Source organism: Blautia fusiformis, assembly GCF_020686995.1.
GTDB classification, from domain to species: domain Bacteria; phylum Bacillota; class Clostridia; order Lachnospirales; family Lachnospiraceae; genus Blautia_A; species Blautia_A fusiformis.
The window spans coordinates 75,067-96,472 of record NZ_JAJEPT010000005.1 but is presented as its reverse complement, the minus strand read 5'-3'; the positions used below and the strand labels follow the sequence as shown (position 1 = coordinate 96,472).

Annotated in this window: 16 protein-coding genes; 1 reads left to right on the top strand and 15 read right to left on the bottom strand. The window is 45.0% G+C overall.

Features of this window, described 5'->3' with window-relative positions; translation table 11 throughout:
- Window positions 1-30: 30 nt before the first annotated feature.
- The 9 genes from LKD46_RS06110 to LKD46_RS06070 form a co-directional block, all read right to left on the bottom strand.
- A complete protein-coding gene (locus LKD46_RS06110) occupies window positions 31-1,749 on the bottom strand; it encodes a DNA cytosine methyltransferase (protein WP_227573933.1) in 1,719 nt (572 codons plus the stop codon).
- Window positions 1,750-2,132: 383 nt separating this feature from the next.
- The gene (gene glmS, locus LKD46_RS06105) at window positions 2,133-3,971 is read right to left on the bottom strand and encodes a glutamine--fructose-6-phosphate transaminase (isomerizing) (RefSeq protein WP_022427034.1); all 1,839 of its coding nucleotides are present in this window, start codon (window positions 3,969-3,971) and stop codon (window positions 2,133-2,135) included.
- A 107-nt stretch (window positions 3,972-4,078) separates the two neighbouring features.
- Window positions 4,079-5,290 carry a threonine ammonia-lyase gene (gene ilvA / locus LKD46_RS06100; protein ID WP_015525229.1) on the bottom strand — a complete coding sequence of 404 codons (1,212 nt, stop codon included), beginning with the start codon at window positions 5,288-5,290 and terminating at the stop codon, window positions 4,079-4,081.
- Between the two features lie 6 nt (window positions 5,291-5,296).
- Window positions 5,297-6,235 carry a signal recognition particle-docking protein FtsY gene (gene ftsY, locus LKD46_RS06095; protein WP_015525230.1) on the bottom strand — a complete coding sequence of 313 codons (939 nt, stop codon included), beginning with the start codon at window positions 6,233-6,235 and terminating at the stop codon, window positions 5,297-5,299.
- An 18-nt stretch (window positions 6,236-6,253) separates the two neighbouring features.
- Window positions 6,254-9,814, bottom strand: a complete 3,561-nt coding sequence (smc, locus tag LKD46_RS06090; RefSeq protein ID WP_110103256.1) for a chromosome segregation protein SMC — start codon at window positions 9,812-9,814, stop codon at window positions 6,254-6,256.
- A 13-nt stretch (window positions 9,815-9,827) separates the two neighbouring features.
- A complete protein-coding gene (gene rnc / locus LKD46_RS06085; RefSeq protein WP_021652555.1) occupies window positions 9,828-10,508 on the bottom strand; it encodes a ribonuclease III in 681 nt (226 codons plus the stop codon).
- Window positions 10,498-10,746 (bottom strand): acyl carrier protein, encoded by a 249-nt coding sequence (locus LKD46_RS06080; RefSeq protein ID WP_110103257.1) that lies wholly within the window; start codon window positions 10,744-10,746, stop codon window positions 10,498-10,500. The genes rnc and LKD46_RS06080 overlap by 11 nt, the downstream gene beginning before the upstream one ends.
- Window positions 10,747-10,794: 48 nt before the next feature.
- Window positions 10,795-11,841 (bottom strand): phosphate acyltransferase PlsX, encoded by a 1,047-nt coding sequence (plsX, locus tag LKD46_RS06075; RefSeq protein WP_059085900.1) that lies wholly within the window; start codon window positions 11,839-11,841, stop codon window positions 10,795-10,797.
- 230 nt (window positions 11,842-12,071) lie between these two features.
- A complete protein-coding gene (locus LKD46_RS06070) occupies window positions 12,072-13,907 on the bottom strand; it encodes an ABC-F family ATP-binding cassette domain-containing protein (protein ID WP_022427037.1) in 1,836 nt (611 codons plus the stop codon).
- Window positions 13,908-14,363: 456 nt separating this feature from the next.
- Here LKD46_RS06070 and LKD46_RS06065 point away from each other — a divergent pair, with 456 nt between their 5' ends.
- A complete protein-coding gene (locus LKD46_RS06065) occupies window positions 14,364-15,092 on the top strand; it encodes a LytR/AlgR family response regulator transcription factor (protein WP_110103258.1) in 729 nt (242 codons plus the stop codon).
- Here the strand turns inward: LKD46_RS06065 and LKD46_RS06060 are convergent.
- The 6 genes from LKD46_RS06060 to LKD46_RS06035 form a co-directional block, all read right to left on the bottom strand.
- Window positions 15,031-16,899, bottom strand: a complete 1,869-nt coding sequence (locus tag LKD46_RS06060; protein ID WP_110103259.1) for a GHKL domain-containing protein — start codon at window positions 16,897-16,899, stop codon at window positions 15,031-15,033. The two genes, LKD46_RS06065 and LKD46_RS06060, sit on opposite strands and share 62 nt — an antisense overlap.
- Before the next feature lie 40 nt (window positions 16,900-16,939).
- Window positions 16,940-17,542 carry a hypothetical protein gene (locus tag LKD46_RS06055; protein WP_146207149.1) on the bottom strand — a complete coding sequence of 201 codons (603 nt, stop codon included), beginning with the start codon at window positions 17,540-17,542 and terminating at the stop codon, window positions 16,940-16,942.
- Window positions 17,543-17,777: 235 nt separating this feature from the next.
- A complete protein-coding gene (locus tag LKD46_RS06050) occupies window positions 17,778-19,145 on the bottom strand; it encodes an MATE family efflux transporter (protein WP_110103261.1) in 1,368 nt (455 codons plus the stop codon).
- 96 nt (window positions 19,146-19,241) lie between these two features.
- Window positions 19,242-19,424, bottom strand: a complete 183-nt coding sequence (gene rpmF, locus LKD46_RS06045; protein ID WP_015525241.1) for a 50S ribosomal protein L32 — start codon at window positions 19,422-19,424, stop codon at window positions 19,242-19,244.
- A 3-nt stretch (window positions 19,425-19,427) separates the two neighbouring features.
- Window positions 19,428-19,955 carry a YceD family protein gene (locus LKD46_RS06040; protein WP_110103262.1) on the bottom strand — a complete coding sequence of 176 codons (528 nt, stop codon included), beginning with the start codon at window positions 19,953-19,955 and terminating at the stop codon, window positions 19,428-19,430.
- 251 nt (window positions 19,956-20,206) lie between these two features.
- Window positions 20,207-21,397, bottom strand: coding sequence for an acetate/propionate family kinase (locus tag LKD46_RS06035; protein ID WP_021652542.1), 1,191 nt, complete (start codon window positions 21,395-21,397; stop codon window positions 20,207-20,209).
- Between the last annotated feature and the right edge of the window lie 9 nt (window positions 21,398-21,406).

The window sequence follows — 21,406 nt, the reverse complement described above, 5'->3', positions numbered from 1 at the left end:
ATCGGACAGGCAGATGATCAGTTTCCCGCTTTACCGTAGACTTCCCCGTGCAGCCATTTTCGCATGTTTATCCGCTCCTTTTCTGGAAATAATGATCGCAACTTTACGGAGAGCTTTTTCGTACAGATATTTTTCTGTAGTGTAAATTTCCCTCTGAGTAATAGGCTTTTCATAGTTTTTAAACTCGAACACGATATACTTCGTAGAAAAATACTTACAGATCGTGTCAAAAAAATCCTGTGTCACCCCGTTTTTGATCTTACAGCACATGTCAAAACGATACAGATCTTCCTCTGTTGTCTTCTGCTGCTCCCACAAAGTCAGATATTCTCCAAGGATATATTTCAGAATAGAAACACAAAGTTCCTCATATTTCTTGAAAGCTGCACTACCGGTCTCCAACACTTTTAACTGCGCTATATAGCTGTCAGCAACCGATTCCGGATCCGTATTCTCCATCTGGCTGCTTTCCTCAAAGATAAAAGGCTCCGGTCTCTCCGGTTCTATGTTTTCCACCGAATAATTCAGAATCGAGATCAGTTCGTTCTTCAGTTCCGGATAGTCCTCAAAGAGCCACAGCACATTTCGGATGTCCCAGACATATCCAAGCTTCGCCTCTTCGTACTTTCTCTTAGTCTCATCAGAGACCAGATTCGCCACTACACAGATATTTTGTAATGGCAGATCCTTTTTCTGATCTGACACTGCTTTTCCAACCAGACGGCTATAACTCTGCAACCGTTTAAGTGTAGCGATTTCTTTGGAATCACTGTACATTCTGGTCATAAAGACCCATTCATCGCTTTGGAAAGAAACCCCTTTATATGTAAGGTATTTTTCAAAAAGCTGCTTAAAGCGGGCCATATTTTCCCAGTTTTTCATCTGCACATCACCCTCTGAATTTATATAGGGTTCTACGCAGAGATTGCGAACGACCTGTTCTGTCACTTTTATGTTCGGCGCATATATCAGGCTTCTGTACATCCGGCTTTTGTTTGGCACAGAACGTGGAAAATCTTCCGGAAATCCCTTTAATCTGGCTATTTCTTTGTGTGTGATCTTATGATAGACGCCATGGATACGGATCAGCGGCATTTTTATCAGATTCAGACGAACCTGCCCGGATTCCCGATAACCGCCTTTTTCCCAACACAAAACGCTGTCACCGGCATGCGAAGCATCAATCTTCTCTTTCGCAAAATCAATTCTGTAATACCAGGAATCCTGTGGATTCATTTCCACCCAGCCATCCAACAGGATACTACTCTTATGGACCTGCACCGGCATGATCATATCCGAAGCATTCACTCTTTTTGAAACAATATATGCAAATTCTTCCCGCAGCGGAAATGCAGTAACCTCCGAACTCTGGATATTTTTATGCGTGATATGGTATCCATATTCTTGCAGCTGAAAAATGTGCTCCTTTATGAACCCTTTCCATAATTGCTTTTTCATAACAAAAAGAATGGCCGGCGGTCGTCTTCTTTGCACCAGGGTCAAACTATAAAACACCTCTTCTGCTTTCGACTGCGTCAGATCAAAAGCCCAGACATCACTGTCCGGAACTGTGGCAGGATCTATGGAAGAAAGGCTGCATGCAGTTACATTTTGACTTATATTTTCCTGATAGATCTCTATCACTTTTCTGTCCGGCTCATATGCTTTCAAAATCTCATAACCGGCATTTTGAAAACCAAGAGTCAGCGCACCGATACCGGCATTAAAGATCACCACTGTATTCTTCATATATTTTTTCCTATCTTATTATTTGTACTGTGACAGCAGCTCCAAAAGCTTACCACTGTTGATTGGTTTGTTATAATTGATCCCCACAAGCCAGGATATTCCCTGTACATTTCTGTAAAGACTCCGGATAATTTTTCTCCTTTATCTGCTCTATGGCTGTCCGGGCACTCTGGTTTCAGTTCAATCTCCTCTCTGGCACTACCGGCATAAGCATGTACCCGTCACCCCTTCTTAATATCCCCTGAAAAGCAAAATAATTTCACAGCATCATATGTCTATATGATACCATGAAACTATTTTTGCGTAAAGATTTTATAAAAAAGCCTCAGAGTATTTTCGCATATACATACTCTGAGGCTTTCTCTATAGTCCATATATATTTTTTACTCCACTGTCACGCTCTTCGCCAGATTTCGTGGTTTATCCACATCCAGTCCTTTGGCTACGCTTACGTAGTAGCCCAGAAGCTGAAGCGGGATCACTGCCAGGGATGTTGCAAAGTGCGGGTCTGTTTTCGGGATGTAGACGGTGAAGTCTGCGGTATCCTCGATATTGTAATTACCAAATGTGGTCAGGCCCATAAGGTAGGCGCCGCGGCTCTTACACTCAACCATATTGCTGACTGTTTTTTCGTAGAGATCCGGCTGGGTCAGCACACCGATCACAAGAGTCCCGTCTTCGATCAGGGAGATCGTTCCGTGTTTCAGCTCTCCGGCAGCATAGGCTTCAGAGTGAATGTAACTGATCTCTTTCATCTTCAGACTGCCCTCCAGGCTGATAGCGTAATCAATTCCTCTTCCTACAAAGAAAGCATCTTTTACATTTGCCTGTTTTGAGGCAAACCACTGGATACGTTCCTTATCTTCCAGGATCTTACAGATCTTATCCGGAAGTGTCTGCAGTTCACTGATATAATTGCTGTAGGCTTCTTCTGTGATCGTTCCTCTTACCATTGCAAACTGGATCGCCAGTGTATAAGCTGCGATCAGCTGTGTGCTGTACGCCTTGGTAGTAGCTACAGAAATCTCCGGTCCGGCCAGAGTATAAAATACATTATCAGCCTCACGTGCAATGGAAGATCCCACTACATTAACGATTCCCAGTGTACGAATACCATTTTCCTTGCATTTACGAAGTGCTGCAAGACTGTCTGCTGTTTCACCGGACTGGCTGATGATCACTGCAAGGCTGTTGGTGTTAAGGGCCATTTTTCGGTAACGGAATTCGGAAGCGAGCTCTACTCTTACCGGGATCTGTGCAAGATCCTCGATCACATACTGTGCTGCCATTCCTACGTGATAAGCGGAGCCGCAGGCTATGATATAGATCTGCTGGATGTTCCGGATGCTTTCTTCTTCCAGGCCAACTTCACTGAGGTCGATCTTTCCATCCTTGAGCACGGAATTCAACGTATCCAGTACTGCCTTTGGCTGTTCATGGATCTCTTTCATCATGAAATGCTCATATCCGGCTTTTTCCGCTGCTTCTGCATCCCATTCAATGGTTTTCAGCTCTTTCTCGATCTCATCTCCATCAAGATTGTAGAAGGTGACTTCGCCTTTTTTCACACGCGCCATCTCCAGATTGCCGATATAATATACATTGCGGGTGTATTTCAGGATCGCCGGTACGTCAGAAGCGATAAAGGATTCATCTTCTGCCACTCCAAGGATCATGGGGCTGTCTTTTCTGGCTACATATATTTCACCCGGATAATCCTTGAACATGATCGCAAGGGCATAGGAACCACGGATACGTACCATGGAATGTGTGATGGCATCCACCGGTGTTCCCTCATATTTCTTGTAATAATAATCGATCAGCTTGACTGCTACCTCGGTATCGGTCTCAGAATAGAAAGTATAGCCTTTACGGGTGAGCTTATTTTTCAGTTCCTGATAGTTCTCAATGATGCCGTTGTGGACTGCTACGATATTACCGTCGTCTGTCATATGCGGATGTGCATTGTTCTCAGAAGGTTCACCATGAGTTGCCCATCTGGTATGACCGATACCACAGGTTCCCGGTACAGTCTCTCCGCCGTTTGTCTTTTCTGACAGAACTTTCAGTCTTCCCTTGGCTTTGATCACTTCCGTCTCGTCCTCGCCGTCACGTACGGCGATTCCAGCGGAATCATATCCTCTGTATTCCAGCTTGGAGAGTCCATCTAAAAGGATCGGAGCTGCCTGGTGTCTACCTGTAAATCCTACAATTCCACACATATTTATCTGTCCTTTCTGTCTATGCAGGTATTTTCGCAAAAGACCGGGCTGTTACATCATATGCAACAGTCCGGTCAGAAGTTTCAGTTATTGCAATATAACACGTCCTACAGTATAGCACGTACCACTCTCGGTTTGCAACCCGCTTTTTCCAGAGCTGCAACGATCTGATTCTTATGATCTGTTCCGAATGCTTCCATAGTGATCCGAAGTTCTACGGCTGCATTTCGGTTGGTACTTACAAACTGGTTATGATCCAGTTTGATAACATTACCCTGATTTTCAGCGATCACACTTGCAACACGTACCAGTTCACCTGGCTTATCCGGAATAAGTACGGATACGGTAAAGATACGGTCACGCTGGATCAGTCCGTGCTGTACAACCGATGACATGGTGATCACATCCATATTTCCACCGCTTAAGATGGAAACGATCTTCTTATTCTTTACATCCAGATGACGGAGAGCTGCTACAGTAAGAAGTCCTGAGTTCTCTACGATCATCTTGTGGTTTTCTACCATATCAAGAAAAGCCACGATCAGCTCATCATCATCGATGGTAATGATATCGTCCAGATTTTCCTGGATATATGGGAAGATATTTTTTCCCGGAGTCTGTACTGCAGTACCATCTGCGATAGTATTTACGTGAGGAAGCGTTACGACCTCCCCTTTCTCCAGGGATGCCTTCATACATGCTGCGCCTGCCGGCTCAACACCGATGACTTTGATGTGTGGGTTCAGAAGCTTCGCAAGTGTAGAGACACCTGTAGCAAGTCCGCCCCCTCCGATCGGTACCAGAATGTAATCTACAAGCGGAAGTTCCTGTACGATCTCCATGGCGATAGTTCCCTGACCGGTTGCTACTGCCGGATCGTCAAATGGATGGATAAAGGTATATCCTTTTTCTTCTGCAAGGGCAAGTGCGTGTGCGCAGGCTTCGTCATACACGTCGCCGTGAAGGATAACCTCCGCACCGTAACTCTTGGTGCGCTCTACCTTGATCAGTGGTGTGGTAGTTGGCATGACAATGACTGCTTTTACTCCATATTTATGTGCAGCATAAGCAACACCCTGGGCATGATTTCCTGCAGATGCAGTGATCAGACCTTTGTTCCTCTCTTCGTCAGAAAGTGTGCTGATCTTGTAATATGCGCCACGCACCTTATATGCACCGGTACGCTGCATATTCTCTGGCTTCAGATAAACCTTATTTCCCGTCATATCTGAGAAATAACTGCTGTATATCAGCTTTGTTTCCTGTGTCACTTCTTTTACTTTTGCTGCCGCTTCCTCAAAGCTCTCTAATGTAAGCATTTGTATTTAGCTCCTTTCTTCTACGTCAAAGAGGGCGTTTACAAATGCGTCTGCATCAAATTTCTGCAGGTCATCGATACTTTCGCCTACTCCGATGTATTTTACTGGTATGTCAAGCTCAGACTGGATCGCTACTGCGATTCCGCCCTTGGCTGTACCATCAAGTTTGGTAAGAATGATTCCGGTAACGTTTGCGACCTCGGCAAACTGTCTTGCCTGGGAAAGCGCATTCTGGCCCGTGGTTCCGTCAAGAACTACCAGCGTTTCCAAATATGCTTCCGGATACTCACGTTCCAGAATACGGTAAATCTTGCGAAGCTCTTCCATAAGGTTTTTCTTATTATGAAGTCTTCCTGCGGTATCGCAGATCAGAATATCTGCATTTCTGGCTTTGGCTGCTGCCACTGCATCATAGACAACAGATGCCGGATCTGCTCCGTCCTGGCCGCCGATGATCTCAACGCCTGCACGGTTGGCCCACTGTGTCAGCTGCTCCCCGGCTGCCGCACGGAAGGTATCTGCTGCTCCGAGGATGACCTTTTTTCCCTGATCCTTTAATTTACCGGCCAGCTTGCCTACAGAGGTAGTCTTACCTACTCCATTGACACCGATCACAAGGATCACGGATTTCCGGTTCTCAAACTCATATTCTGTGCTTTCTACCTGCATCTGTTTTTTGATGCTGTCGATCAGAAGCTGTTTGCACTGGGACGGCTCCTTGATATGCTGCTCAGCAACCTGCTCCTTTAAATGCTCCAGAATAGAGGTGGTTGCGTTAATGCCGATATCTCCCATGATCAGGATCTCTTCCAGTTCTTCATAAAAATCATCATCAATACTGGAAAAACCGCTGAAAATGGAATCAAAGCCGGCAACGATATTGTCTCGCGTTTTGGTAAGTCCGCTTACCAGACGTTTAAAAAATCCCTTTTTTTCTTCTGCCATACTGATTCATCCCCTCTGCTACTGGGTAAGCTGGTTCTCTACTAAATCTACGGATACCAGCGTGGATACCCCTTTTTCCTGCATGGTAATTCCATAAAGCCTGTCTGCTGCATTCATGGTACCACGTCTATGTGTTATTATAATAAATTGTGTGTTCTTCGTCAACTTCTGAAGATATCCCGCAAAACGTCCTACATTGGAATCATCCAGTGCAGCCTCGATCTCATCCAGAAGACAGAATGGTGAAGGCTTCAGATTCTGGATAGCAAAAAGAAGTGCAATGGCTGTCAGTGCTTTTTCTCCACCGGAAAGCTGCATCATATTCTGAAGTTTTTTTCCGGGCGGCTGGGAAATGATCCGGATCCCTGCCTCAAGGATATCCTCGTCTTCCGCAAGTTCCAGAGTTCCCCGGCCTCCGCCGAACAGTTCTTTGAAGGCTTTATCAAATTCTTTCTGGATCTCTCCGAATTTTTCGCTAAACTGCTTCCGCATGCCCTCATCCAACTCCTGGATGATCTGTTCCAGCGTTTTTTCCGCTTCCAAAAGATCGTTGTACTGACCGCTTAAGAACGTATGCCGTTCCAGAAGTTCTTTGTAATCCTCAATGGCATTGACGTTGACAGAGCCAAGAGCTCGGATCTCGTCCTTTAATTTATGGATCTGCTGCTTCATCACATGCCTGTCATTCATTTCTTCTTTCCTGTACTGCAAGGCATTATTCGGAGTGATCTCGTATTCTTCCCACATATAGGAAATCCTTGCTTCCCGGTTCTCTTCGATCTTTTCTGCCTGAGTCTTCAGTCGGAAGCATTCTTTGTCCAGAAGACTGATCTGGCCAGACAGCTCATCACGCTTTTCAAAAAACTCCTTATGGCTTTTTGTGCGCTCTTCCTTTTCCTGCTGCCATTTTTCCAGCTGTTTTGCAGCCGCCTCTTCTTTTGCGGCAAAGCCTTCGATCTCCTTACGGACCTTGTCGATCGTCTTTCTCTTTTCTGCAGTTTCCTGGCTACCTTTTTCCAGAGAATCCAGAATTTCTTCCCTCTCTTTCGAAAGAACTTCGATTTCCTCTTTCAGGCGCCGCAGATTTTCCTTTATGAAGCTTTCCTTCTGCTGGGATGCAGATGCGTCAAGACGGATCCTTTCCAGCTTCTCTGAAGTCTCCGCTTCGTCCTTTTTCCAGTCCTCCAGCTCCTTCTGCCGGGTCTCGATAAACGTTTCCAGCTCTTCCTCATCCCTTTTGGATGCTTCAAGTTCCTGCGTGATCTTTATGTTATCTGCCTGCATGTCTCTTGCCTGAAGACGGATCTCCTCCTGCTCCCTCTCGATCCTGGTATAACCGCCGCGGATCTCCTCCGCTTTTTTCTCCAGCTGTTCAATGTTCAACCTGGCTGTATTCTGCTGAATGGATTGTTCCTGAAATTTCTGCTGCAGCGCCGCCACAGTATCACGCATCTCATTTCTTCTGCTGCGGTTATCTTCCATGGACTGTCGGATCTCATTATACCCGGCTGCCAGCTCTTTTACCTTCTTTTCCAGTTCCTCGATCTCACGACGACGCCCAAGAAGATTGCTGTTGTTCTTAAAAGCTCCACCGGTCATGGAACCACCTGGACTTAAGGATTCTCCCTCCAACGTTACCATACGGATACTGTGTCGGTATTTTCTGGCAATGGCAATAGCATGATCGATATGATCCACCACCAGCACTCTGCCAAGAAGATATCCGATCAGACCGTCATATTCCTTCTCTGCAGTTACCAGGCCACTGGCAAGACCAATAGCTCCCGGTTCGTTCAAAGCACCTCTCTGATTAAACTCGCCTCTTGAAGAAATGCTGTTTAACGGGAGAAAAGTCGCACGACCATACCGGTTTTTCTTCAGGAATTCGATCATCTGCTTAGCAGTCTGCTCGTTATCCGTAACGATATTCTGAATGCTTCCGCCAAGAGCTGTCTCAATAGCAATCTCATAATTTTTTTCAACGTGAATGATATCCGCCACTACGCCACGGATCCCAGGAACATGATTCTTCTGTTCCATGACACGGCGGATACTGTTTCCATATCCATCATAACGTTCTGTGATATTGCGGAGGGATTCCAGTCTGGATGCCTCTCTATGATAGGACGTCTGTTCCTTTTCCAGCTGTGTATTCTGCTGTTTAAGGGTTTCCTGGATGGCATGTATCTCTTTTGTAAGACGGCTGCCTTCTTCTCTGGTTTCCTGAATGGCCTTCGTGATAGTGTCGTATTCCTTCTGTGCCTGATCGATCGCAGACTGCTGCTCCTCTTCCTGGGTTTTCAGGGAAAGGATCCTCTGACTGATTCCTGCTTTCCGGATATCCAACTGCTCCTTCATGGCATCAAAACGCTGTGCCTTACCTTTGGTGTTTGCACGGGAATTAAGGATCTCAATGATCTCATTCTTACCATCTTCCACTGCCTGGGTGCATTCTTCGATGCTGCTCTGGATATTATCCATTCTTTTCTGCTCGTCAGCAAGTTTTCTGTCGATCTCCCGTAAATTTGCCTGAAGATCTACTTTTTGCTCTTCCAGAGCTTCCTGGTCTGCAGATTTTTTCTCCGTATCTTCCTGAACTGCTAAAAGACGGCTGCGATAATGACTGTCATTCTGCTCTCCTGCCAGGATCTGTTCATGAAGAACATTGATCTCACCGGACAGCTGTTGTTTACGGATAGCACGATCCCGGCTTTCTTCCCGCAACGCCTCCATCCGCTCATTCAGCTCTTCCAGTATTTTTTCCAGACGTTCATATTCATCCTTGGTACGACTATGAGCATTCTGGGCTTCTTTTAACTGATTTTCTGCAATCCTGGTTTTTTCTTCCAGCTCGCGGATCAGATTTCCGGTGTGTTCATATTCCAGGAGGAACATATTTATATCCAGCTCTTTCAGATTTTCTCTTTTTGCCAGATATATTTTTGCAGTCTCAGACTGACGTTCCAGCGGTTCCAGCTGCTTGGTCAGCTCACTTAAGATGTCCGTGACACGGACCAGATTCTGTTGTTCTTCCTCAAGCTTCTTCAGTGTGGTATTTTTTCGTCTTTTAAATTTGACGATCCCGGCTGCCTCGTCAAAAAGCTCTCGGCGTTCTTCGGGTTTTCCACTTAAGATCTTATCGATCTGACCCTGTCCGATGATGGAATATCCTTCTTTTCCGATACCGGTATCATAGAACATCTCATTGATGTCCTTTAAACGACAGGAGCTGCCGTTGATGCGGTATTCGCTCTCACCGGAACGATACAGTCTTCTGGTAACGGTTACTTCTTCAAAATCCACCGGGAGCTTGTGATCGCTGTTATCAAGTGTAATAGCCACGGACGCAAAGCTCAGAGGCTTGCGAAGCTCCGTTCCTGAAAAGATAACATCCTGCATATTCCCGCCTCGAAGCTGCTTGGCGCTCTGTTCTCCCAGAACCCAGCGGACTGCATCACCAACATTACTTTTTCCGCTGCCGTTAGGTCCTACGATGCCGGTGATCCCGTTATGAAATTCAAAATTTATTTTCTGTGCAAAGGATTTAAATCCCTGCACCTCTATATTTTTCAGATACATTGGCCACCTGCTGTTATTTTATACTGCGTATTGCCTCTAGGGCTGCAGCCTGTTCTGCTGCCTTTTTTGTATGGCCGGTTCCGGTTCCCATACTTTTTCCATTGATCAGCGCCTCCACAGTAAAGCTCTTGCTGTGGTCCGGTCCCTCTTCTTTCAGAAGACGATATTCCACCGGATGATTTCCGCCTTCCTGTACCATTTCCTGAAGCACTGTCTTGCTGTCATAAAAAATCCTCTTATCCTCCAGATCGTTCAGGATAAATTTCATAACAAAAGCCTGTGCCGGTTCAAATCCACCGTCCAGATACATAGCCCCGATCAGAGATTCCAAGGCATCAGAAACGATGGAATCTCTTTTACGACCGCCCATCATTTCCTCACCTCTTCCAAGGAGGATAAACTCCGGAAGCCCGAATTCTCTGGCACAGTAGGCAAGACTCTTTTCACATACCATGCTGGCACGTTTCTTGGTCAACTCACCTTCCTGATTATTCCGGAATTTTTTGTACAGAAAATCACTGCTGATCAGCTCCAGCACTGCATCTCCAAGAAACTCCAGACGCTCATTGCATCCAAGCTTTCCAAGGTGTTTTTCGTTGGCATAGGAGCTGTGTGTCATTGCCTGCTCCAGTAAAGATTTTGCGGTAAACTGGTATCCGATAGTCTGCTCCAGCTTTTTTAAATTATTTTCCATTTCTTCTTCCCTTCGTTACTCGGCGAAGAGTCTCCACTGCATCGCCGACAGTAACGATCTCCTCGGCTTCCTCCGGGGCGATACGAACATCAAAAGTTTCCTCCAGATCAATAAGAATCTGAAAAAAATCCAGAGAATCCACTCCCAGATCATCCACAAAGGTAGTTTTTTCTGTAATGGCATCCATATTTCTTCTCAGAGTTTTTTCGATGATGGTCTTCAGCATTTCCAGTTCCACGACTGTTCGCCTCCTGTTCTGTCTGTAATATTTCCGGCAATCCCGGTTTTATTTTTTTTCGCTTTTTTCTTCTGCCTGTGCTTTCTGCTCAGCTGCTATAAACTCCTCGATCTTTTCATTGATCTTCTCTTCCTTAAACTGCTCGCACTGAAAGATCGCATGACGGATTTCTACGCTTTTGGCACTTCCGTGGCTTTTGACCACAAGACCTTTCAGACCAAGAAGCGGTGCTCCGCCATATTCACTGGCATCAAATGATTTTAAGGTTTCCTTAAGAGCAGGTTTTACCATCAGAGCTCCCATTTTACTGCGAATGTTTGTCATCATACCTTTTTTGATCATAGATATCAGAGTAGCTCCAACACCTTCATAAAGCTTGAGGATCACATTTCCTACAAAAGCTTCACAGACTACTACATCTGCATAACCTGACGGGATATCTCTCGCCTCAATACTTCCGATGAAATTGATATCCTTACATGCTTTTAACAGAGGGAAGGTAGCCTTTACCAGCGCATTGCCCTTTTCTTCCTCAGCACCGTTATTAACGATAGCAACTCTTGGTTTCTTAATACCCACTACATTTTCCATATAGATGGAACCCATCTGCGCAAACTGTACCAGATGATCTGGTCTCGCATCTACATTGGCACCACAGTCGATCAGAAGGGAAACGCCCTTTGCCGTAGGGATCAGCGGAGCAAGAGGTGGTCTCCGGATTCCTTGGATCCTGCCTACGATCACCTGGCCTCCTACCAGTACCGCACCGGTGCTTCCGGAGGAAACAAAGGCATCGGCCTCCTGTTTTTTTACAAGATTTAATCCCACTACAATAGAGGAATCTTTCTTTTTCTGGATAGCCATGACCGGAGGTTCCGCAGTCTCGATCACCTGAGACGCATGCACCACACGAATCCTGTCCTTAGGATAATCCGGGTATTTCCGAAGCTCTGCTTCGATCACATCCTGTACTCCTGTAAGGATGACCTGGATGTTCTCTTTTTCTTTCACAGCTTCCACTGCGGCTTTTACCGGTTCCTCGGGAGCATTGTCACCACCCATTGCATCTACAACGACTTTTACCATTTCTGACATATGTTGTCCTTTCTCTGTCCGAAATCTTTTCGGAATGCATATGGTACACTGTAGTGAAAATCCTCATACACATCCGTATAAGGATTTTCATTGCAGAGTACCAAAAGTTAAGCGGATATTCGAAATCCGCATTCGCTACCTACTCATAACCGAATAACTGCTTTGCAGTTTATCCGGTTAACGTACCGTTATTTATGATACTAGAGTTTTGCCTGAGAAGTCAATATCTTTTACTCTTTCTGATTTTCAATCTGTTCTGCAAGATCATTTAAATATACCCAGCGATCCATTTTTTCGTCCAGCTTCTGCTGGATTTCCTGCTGCTCATCGGAAAGCTCCCTGAGTTTTCCCGCATTTGTGGCATTGGCAGCCATCTCTTTGTCAATCTGCTCCAGACGTTCTTCCAATGCTGCGATGTCATCGTCAATAGTGTCAAATTCTTTCTGTTCTTTATAGGTAAATTTCAGTTTCTGTTTCCGGTTCTGTTTCCAGGTATCTGCAGCGGATTTCTTTTTCTCAGGCTCAGCTGTTTCTCCCTGTACTGTACCGCCATTCATATCTGAACGCGTTTCCAGAGACTGTCCCTTTCTTTCCTTTGCTTCCAGATAATCCGTATAACCGCCCTCATACTGGACAAGCCGGCCATCTCCCTCAAATGCCATAATACGGTTCACCACATTATCCAGGAAATAGCGGTCATGGGACACTGTGATCACGATGCCGGAAAAAGAATCCAGATAGTCCTCAAGAATGGTCATGGTGGGAATATCAAGATCATTTCCGGGCTCATCAAGAAGAAGAACATTTGGCGCCTCCATCAGAACCTTCAGAAGATACAGTCTTCGCTTCTCACCTCCGGAAAGCTTCTCCACCGGAGTGTACTGCATGGCCGGATCAAAAAGAAATCTCTCAAGCATCTGGGAAGCTGTGATCCTTCCTTCTTTTGTCGGAACATATTCCGCCACCTCACGGATATAATCGATCACCCGCTGTCTTCCATCCATATCCGGAACGTTTTGGGCAAGATACCCAATACGGATCGTTTCTCCGATCTGAATCTCTCCGGAATCCGGCAAGATCAGTCCATCTGCCATTTTAAGAAGTGTGGACTTACCGCAGCCATTTGGTCCGATGATCCCGAGACGCTGATCACGAAGAACAATATGATCAAAATCATTGATCAAAAGACGACCTTCGATGGTTTTACTTACATGATGAAACTCTATGGTTTTCTTTCCCATACGGGTCTCAATGGAATCCATTTCCACATTCTGCTCTTTCAGCGGGGTTTTTCCCGCCTTCAGTGCTTCCAAACGGTCAAGCCTTGCTCTCTGTTTTGTACTTCTGGCACGACAGCCTCTTGCTGCCCATTCCAGTTCCATCCGAAGTACACTGCGGCGCTTCCGGTCACTGGCAAGCTCCATTTCCTCTCTCTGCGCTTTCAGCTCCAGAAATCTGGAATAATCTCCTGCATAGGAATATAATTTTCCGTGGCTGATCTCCAGGATCCGGTTTGCCACACGATCCAGGAAATAACGGTCATGAGTGACCATGATCACCGTCCCACGAAAATTCCGGAGAAAATCTTCCAGCCATATGACCATTTCTCCGTCCAGATGGTTGGTAGGCTCATCCAGGATCAGAATGTCAGCCGGATTTAAAAGCATCCTTGCCAGCGCCACTCTTTTCTTTTCACCACCGGAAAGATTATCCATATTAATATTCTGATCGGTAATACCAAGTGTATTCAGCATGCGTCTGGCCTCACTTTCGGTACTCCAGTCCTTCTGCCATTTGCCTTCTGCCACATAGTCCAGAATGGTCATATGCTGCGGAAATTCCGGAGTCTGGGGAAGCCAGCTGATCCGGATCCCGTTCTGGGTGATCACCTGCCCTTCGTCCGGTTCTTCCTCTCCGGCGATCACGCGGAGCAAAGTAGTCTTACCGGTTCCGTTTACACCGATAATACCTATTTTTTCTCCCTGATCGATGCCGCAGGAGATATCATCAAATATCACCTTATCTCCAAAAATTTTGTGGATATGTTCTATATTAAGAATGTTCATGCGCATTTTCTCCGTTTTCTTCCAAAGTATATAAAAATCATTTCCATGATAGCGAATTTCCACGATTCCGTCAAGAATCACTGTTATGACAGGGGAAAGGGCTGTACCTCAAATCTGGAAGTACAGCCCTCTTGGAGGATTGTTTTTTATCTGGATCTTGGTCAACAGTTTCTGGTGTCGCCAGCTGCTGCCCTTATTTTTCGTATATCCACCGCCTTTCGTATCTTTTGACGCTATTGTAAAAAAAATAGCAGGAAATGACAACAGACCTGTGACAAAATGACAGTTTCCATGAAATATGACATTTTTTATGTTAAATATCTGCTAAAAGCACGTTCGTTCCTGATAATTTTCTACACAATACGTCATTTCAGGCAAAAATCCGATATTGGATATACACAAAAGTTATGATATACTATTTTTACTACTCTTTTATAAACCGGAGGTTATATTATTTTGAATATTGCAATTATTGATGACATCTCAACGGATGCAGAAGCCCTGAAGAATATCGCTGTTTCCTATTTTGAGAAAAAACAGATCCGGGCAGAAATCTGTCATTTCTTCAGCGCAGAAGAATTTTTTGAAGATTATCAGCCCGGAAAATTTCAGATCCTGTTCCTGGATATTTATATGGACGGAATGACAGGTATGGAAGCTGCGCGCAGGATCCGAAGACAGTCCGATAGCTGCATCCTTGTTTTTGTCACTACCAGCAGTGATTTTGCTGTGGAAAGCTATGATGTAGGAGCCTCCTATTATCTTCTGAAACCATTTCAGCCAGAAAAACTCTGTTCCATTCTGGATTCCTTTCAATCCAGGCATTTACTGGCATCCCGTTACATTGAAGTCGTTTCTGACCGGGTTCCCATCCGGGTCCCTCTGCGCAGTATTTTATATGCAGATACATTCCGAAATGCAGTGTGCCTTCATACCGACGCCGGTCCGGTCCGTTCTTATCTTACCTTTCACAAATTTGAGGAGCAGATCCGGGACTGTCCCAATTTTCTCTCCTGTTACCGTGGCTGTGTCGTTAATATGGACCGTATACAGGAAGCTTCTGAAGAAGGCTTCCTTCTGGACAACGGAGAGGTCGTCCAGATCCGGAAACGTGGCTCTTCTGCTATCCGTAAAGCCTATCTTCAGTATCTCTTTGCGTCAGATGAAGAAATATCTCAGCTTTAAAAATGCCATTTTCAGACTGAAAATCCGCAAACCCTCCATAACGTGCCGCAATTTCCATGATCGACGCAGTTCCGATCCCCTGTCCGGAATGCTTACCTGAAAAAAATCCTGTTTTATTTCTGCGTAAGGGATCTGTGCAGCTGTTTTCTTCTTTTATAAGAAGTTTATTATTTCTGGTACGTATCTGTACACGGACAAATCTGGAACTGCCTTTCGGACAAAGCTGTGCCGCTTCTATGGCATTTTCCAGAAGATTTCCAAAGAGACGACAAAAATCTGTATCCTGGATCCCTGTTTTTTCCGGTGCCTCTACCTGACACTGAAAAACGATCCCGTTTTTTCTGCATAGTTCTTCATAATAATGTAAGATCGCATCGGCAACCTGATTTTTACAGTAAGAATGATAGGTCAAACGTTCCTGGAATTCACGGGTATACCGGCAAAGGTATTTCTGCATTTCTCCATACTGCTCACGTTCCAGTAATGCAGACAGAACACGAAGGTGCTGACGCATATCATGACGGACACGGCTGGTTTCTTCCATCTGTTCTTTTAATCGGTCGTAATGATTTTTCTGGGCAAGGAGACGAAGTTCAGTCTGATGACTATATACCTCATAAGTCAGACTGATCTTATATGCTTCTGACAGGTCTCTCCACAGAACACAGCCAAACGCAGCTGTCAGTATCAGCCCACCTGTCTCCGGGAAACCTCCTCCCAAAATCGGCTCATAAAGATACCCTATCCGATCTGCCACAAGGGAACAGGCATAAATCGTTGTTCCCACCAAAACGATCTTTCCATATCTGCAATCTGTTTCTCCAAAAGTATTGAGCAGCATATAGATCGCTGCCACCCATTTGACTGCCTCACTGATCCAGACAACATCATAAAGAAGCCTGGCTGAAGGAAGTATATCCGCAAAAATCTCCAGAAAGAAAGCTACTACGATCCAGAGATCGATCAAAAGAAACAGATATATGCCCCTTTTTTTTCCTATAATACAATCCTCAAGCCGGATCATGCAGGAAAGGATCAGATAATAGATCATAGTTTCCAGGGCATACCAGGGCCTTGTGGGAAGAAGAAAAAAATTATGTACCAGGGAGCATAACGAATATCCTGCCACACAGAGACAGACCAGATTAAAAATAGCAAATTCTTTTGTCCTGGTTCTGACATGTACCATAAGAGTCCCAAACATGATACAGATACAGAACGCAATGGCACAGCCGCTTCCGAGTACCCGCAGTCCTCTCTGTATGCTTACACGGACCGGAGATCCCAAAACCGGAATAGCCTGGATTCCGGATCTGATATGGCTTTTGTCTGCTACTGCTATGACAATCTCCACAACCCCGGATCCCTGAAACGTAAAAACACGGTTCATGACCCGGTCCATATAGGTTTTTTCGTCAGGATTCCCTACTTCCCCGGCCAGTTCTCCATTGATATAGATTCGGTATGCGGAAAAAACCTCCGCCATAGATATAGCCCAGATTTTTTCCTCTTCGGGCAGGATCAGAAACATCCGGTATGTCCCACATCCATACGTAGAAGCCTCTTTATTCCCCAGTTCCATTTCATTACGTTCTCCGATCGAAATATAACAACTGTAATATCCTGGATCCTTTTTCAGCATCTCAGGTGTAAGCAGCTTTCCCGGAAAATATTGCCATTCCCTGGCAAGATAATGTAGCTTTGCCGCCGCATCTTTATCATCCAGACAAAGGATTCCCTGAATGGGCTGCTCGCCTTTCGCTGTATATTCATTATTTATGAGATACATCATAAAAAAAGCAGTCATAGATAACACCACAGTAAGTCCAAAGATCAGGGTCCATTGCCTACTTTTCTCCTTTATGACTGTCACCTCGCTTTCCGGATCTGCTTCGGATTCCTACGATCAGCACTGTTATCATTGTTGCTGTCGTCAGGACTACCACTGCAAAAGGATTCTCTTCTATATCATCTATTTTCCGACCTCTTACGCAGAAGATTCCTGTCTCGTCCGTGTCAACGATCAGAAGATCCTGCTTTTTATCCAGGAATGTCTTTAGTTTTCTTCCTCGGGAATCCGTAATTTCCATAGTTTCCGGACCTCCGTTGGGAAACATCTCTTTTACCGGTATCATGATCCGGCTCCCCGGAATATCCGTGATCTTCTGAGTGCCTTTATAGATCTTTATTTCATATGAATGATTGGAAACCTTTTGTACCAGTGCCTGTATTGTACCATTCTCTGCTACCTTCCAACTTTGTGCCACAGAAGCAGGGATACGAAGACTGATTCCTTCTTTTTCAAAATTTATATCTCCCATATATTTCAGGATCAGATCCAGACGTTTTCCACTGATCACAGTCCATTTTTCAGTAACAACTTCTGTTACCTTTCTGGCCGGCTGCTGTACTTCGGGTTCAGCCCGTACAGTTCTCGCGCTATAAATCATACCGACACACAGCGCAATAACTTCAAGTATCAACCAAAAACCATATCGTATTGTTTTTTGCAGATTATACATATCTGGTCATCCCCATTACATATGTTTCATCTATCTGCATCCAGAATACCTCTTTTTCAGCTTTCAGGCAATCAAATCTATACGTAATAAATCGACATCTTTCGAACAAAACAAAGGTGCTGATCACTGCTATTGCACAGAATCAGCACCTTTTCATATATCGTTATTTCTTTTTCTGCATACCTGGAAATCGCCGGAAATAATAGATGACAAACAGCACCGCAGTAATTATCCAGGACACCGGATAACTGAGCATGATACTTTCGATCCCCGGATGAGATCTTACAAAGGCAAACAACCAGATGATACGTAAAAGACAGACTCCTCCACAGGTCAGGATCATCGGAACCAGTACTCTTCCGGCACCGCGCAGCGCTCCGGAAAGAATTCCGATCACAACATAAATGGCATAAGACGGAATCAGGAAACGGATCATATGCACCCCAATGTCTACAACCACCTGATCGGTTGTAAACAAATGGTAGATCGGATTTGCGAACAGGATAAGTGCTCCGCTTACAATAAACGCCGAAATGTATGACATCACCATACAGACGCGGACACTTTTTCGCATGCGGTGGTATTTTCCGGCACCATAATTCTGTCCCACAAAGGTGGTAATTGAGATGGCAAAAGCATTGCAGACCATCCAGAACACCGCATCAATCTTTCCCATAGTTCCCCAGGCTGCCACTGTGTCAGTCCCCAGTTCATTGACAAAAATCTGAATGGTGAGATTGGCAATATTATACATCACCGATTCCAGTCCTGCCGGAAGTCCAATCCTGAGAACTGCCCCAAAAGACCGGAGATCAAAACGAATCTCATGAAATTCCAGACGATAAATATCCTCTGCGCGCATCAGGAACCAGGTTACAAGGATGGCACTGACTGCCTGGCAGCTGACTGTTGCAAGTGCAACACCGAGGACTCCCATATGGAAGATCACTACAAATACAACATCCAGCAAAATATTCAACAAACAGGTAATGATCAGCACATAGAGCGGTCTTTTGGAATCCCCCACTGCTCTTAAGATACTGGATACCATATTATAGACCAGATTAAAAAATGTTCCCGCAAAATAGATATGCAGGTACAACACAGAATCCGGTATTACTTCTGCCGGTGTTTTCATCAGGTGAAGGATCGGCTCAGCCAGGATAAAACCTGCTGTTCCCACAATAATACTGGCAGCCAGGCAGAAGATCATGGATGTGTGAAGTGCTTTTTTAAGGTTTTTGTGGTCTTTCGCTCCGTAAAACTGAGAAATCACTACAGACGCACCGGAACATAAACCTACAAAAAAACCTACGATGAGATTCACGATCATACTGGATGAGCCTCCTACTGCTGCCAATGCTTCTTTTCCCACAAAGCGGCCTACTACAACTGTATCGGCAGTATTGTAGATCTGCTGGAACAGAGTTCCAAACAAAATCGGAAAAAAGAATATCAGAAGCTGCTTCCAGATCACACCCTCTGTGATCTGGTTCACGGCGGTATTTTTCTGATTCTTGTTCTGTTTCATATTTTTTTATTTCCCCCCAGAGTATAAAAAAAGCCGGTATACTTATCTCAGCATACCAGACTCTTTTCGCATCATATATTGACTGTCTAATTAAAATTAGTCCTCAACTTTGATGATTTCCTTCTTATTGTAGCTTCCGCAAGCTTTGCAAACTCTGTGTGGCATCATAAGTGCTCCACATTTGCTACATTTAACAAGGTTCATAGCGCTCATTTTCCAGTTCGCTCTTCTCTTGTCACGTCTAGCTTTGGAAGATTTGTTCTTAGGACAAATGGACATAGGTTACACCTCCTTAAATTTACTGAATATATCACTGATAGCTGCCATGCGGGGATCCTTAGGCTCCTCCTTGCATCCGCAGGGACCTTCGTTTAGGTTCTTCCCGCAGCGGCTGCAGATACCTTTACAGTCTTCTTTACATAAGACCTTTAAAGGCCAGCATATCAATACCTCAAGATAGACCAACCGGTCCACATCCAGGTTCATACCTGTGAGATAGCTGCTTTCATCCAGATCATTGACACGCTCTTCATCAGAAAGCTTCATATCAAGCTTCTTCTTAAATTCCAGCGGTATCTCGACGACTACTGTCTCAAGACAGCGGTCACAGGGAATGCCCACTGTAATCTTACCGGTTCCTGTAAGCTCAAGAACCTTATCACCAGTATTGGTGATCGTAAGCTCTACCGGTTCCTTCGCAAGTACCGGAAAACTTCCCATCTGAAAATCAATCTTCTCCAGTTCAGGAACAACTGATTCCTGGATCGTCTTGCCATCACAGGAAGAAATGTCTAATAAATGAATCTGCATAAGTCTCTCCTATCCACACTCAATCCATTATACATATGGTCTTGTGATTTGTCAACGTTATTTTCGGGAAAATATTACATTTTTTTAATTTTTTGTTACTGTTGGCTTAATCAGAAATTCGGGGTAAATTACGGGGGTGGACCTTTAATTGTCCGCCCCCCGAATGTATACTGCTGATCCACAGTAATATATAATTCTGCCTGATTACCGATCATGCCCGAACGGTTCTGTACCGGTACTGAAACAGCTGATTATACCAGTGCTACAGTCTCACGGCAGATTGCAAGCTCCTCGTTTGTCGGGATAACTGCAACCTTAACCTTGGAGTCCGGTGTGGAGATCACGATTTCCTCGCCACGATGTCCGTTAGCATCTTTGTCAAGTGTTACGCCAAGGTATCCGAGATAGCTGACAACCTTCTCACGTACCGGGATCGCATTCTCACCGATACCTGCTGTGAAGACGATCGCGTCAACACCATTCATTGCTGCAACATATCCGCCTACGAATTTAGCGATGCTATAGCAGAGAACGTCGATGGCATTAGCTGCATCCTCGTTTCCGCCTTCAGCTGCCTCGTTGAGGTCACGGAAGTCGCTGGAAAGTCCGCCGGAAAGTCCGAGAAGACCAGATTTCTTGTTGAGTACATTCATAACGCCCTCAATGTCCAGGTTCTCTTTCTTAGCAATGAACTCCATGATAGCCGGATCGATGTTACCGGAACGAGTTCCCATAACAACACCTTCAAGTGGTGTAAGACCCATTGTTGTATCTACACATTTGCCATTTACAACTGCGCTGATGGAAGATCCGTTTCCAAGGTGGCAGACGATAACTTTGGAGTTGTCTTTGTCAAGGCCAAGGAAATCAACAGCTCTCTTGGATACGAAGCTGTGGGATGTTCCGTGGAAACCGTATCTTCTTACTTTATATTTCTTGTAGAAGTCAAGCGGAAGTCCATAGAGATATGCTTTAGCAGGCATTGTCTGATGGAAAGCGGTATCAAATACGCCTACCTGTGGTACGCCTGGCATAAGCTCTGCACATACACGGATACCAATGAGGTTAGCCGGGTTGTGGAGCGGTGCAAGGTCATTGCACTCTTCTACTGCTTTGATCATCTCGTCTGTGATCACTGCAGAAGAAGCAAATTTCTCGCCTCCGTGTACGACACGATGTCCAATCGCATTAACCTCTTTAAGGCTTCCGATTGCACCTGTTTTATCGTTTGTAAGAGCATCCAGTACCATCTGGATTGCTTCTTTATGTGTTGGCATAGCTGCCTCTGTGATCTCTTTGTCACATCCGGCTTTCTGATATACCAGTCTTCCGTCAATACCGATTCTCTCGCAGAGACCCTTGGCAAGTACATTCTCTGTCTCAGAATCGATTAACTGATATTTTAATGAAGAACTTCCACAGTTGATAACTAATACGTTCATGATTTAACT

Bases quoted from the DNA above. Each gene is read 5' to 3' on its own strand.
- LKD46_RS06040 (WP_110103262.1), bottom strand. From the start codon at position 19,955: ATGCAGATTCATTTATTAGACATTTCTTCCTGTGATGGCAAGACGATC.
- glmS (WP_022427034.1), bottom strand. From the start codon at position 3,971: ATGTGTGGAATTGTAGGATTTACAGGTAGACACCAGGCAGCTCCGATC.
- LKD46_RS06035 (WP_021652542.1), bottom strand. From the start codon at position 21,397: ATGAACGTATTAGTTATCAACTGTGGAAGTTCTTCATTAAAATATCAG.
- plsX (WP_059085900.1), bottom strand. From the start codon at position 11,841: ATGTCAGAAATGGTAAAAGTCGTTGTAGATGCAATGGGTGGTGACAAT.
- LKD46_RS06055 (WP_146207149.1), bottom strand. From the start codon at position 17,542: ATGATTTATAGCGCGAGAACTGTACGGGCTGAACCCGAAGTACAGCAG.
- smc (WP_110103256.1), bottom strand. From the start codon at position 9,814: ATGTATCTGAAAAATATAGAGGTGCAGGGATTTAAATCCTTTGCACAG.
- ilvA (WP_015525229.1), bottom strand. From the start codon at position 5,290: ATGCTTACATTAGAGAGCTTTGAGGAAGCGGCAGCAAAAGTAAAAGAA.
- LKD46_RS06070 (WP_022427037.1), bottom strand. From the start codon at position 13,907: ATGAACATTCTTAATATAGAACATATCCACAAAATTTTTGGAGATAAG.
- rnc (WP_021652555.1), bottom strand. From the start codon at position 10,508: ATGGAAAATAATTTAAAAAAGCTGGAGCAGACTATCGGATACCAGTTT.
- ftsY (WP_015525230.1), bottom strand. From the start codon at position 6,235: ATGGCAGAAGAAAAAAAGGGATTTTTTAAACGTCTGGTAAGCGGACTT.
- LKD46_RS06110 (WP_227573933.1), bottom strand. From the start codon at position 1,749: ATGAAGAATACAGTGGTGATCTTTAATGCCGGTATCGGTGCGCTGACT.
- LKD46_RS06060 (WP_110103259.1), bottom strand. From the start codon at position 16,899: ATGACTGCTTTTTTTATGATGTATCTCATAAATAATGAATATACAGCG.
- LKD46_RS06050 (WP_110103261.1), bottom strand. From the start codon at position 19,145: ATGAAACAGAACAAGAATCAGAAAAATACCGCCGTGAACCAGATCACA.
- rpmF (WP_015525241.1), bottom strand. From the start codon at position 19,424: ATGTCCATTTGTCCTAAGAACAAATCTTCCAAAGCTAGACGTGACAAG.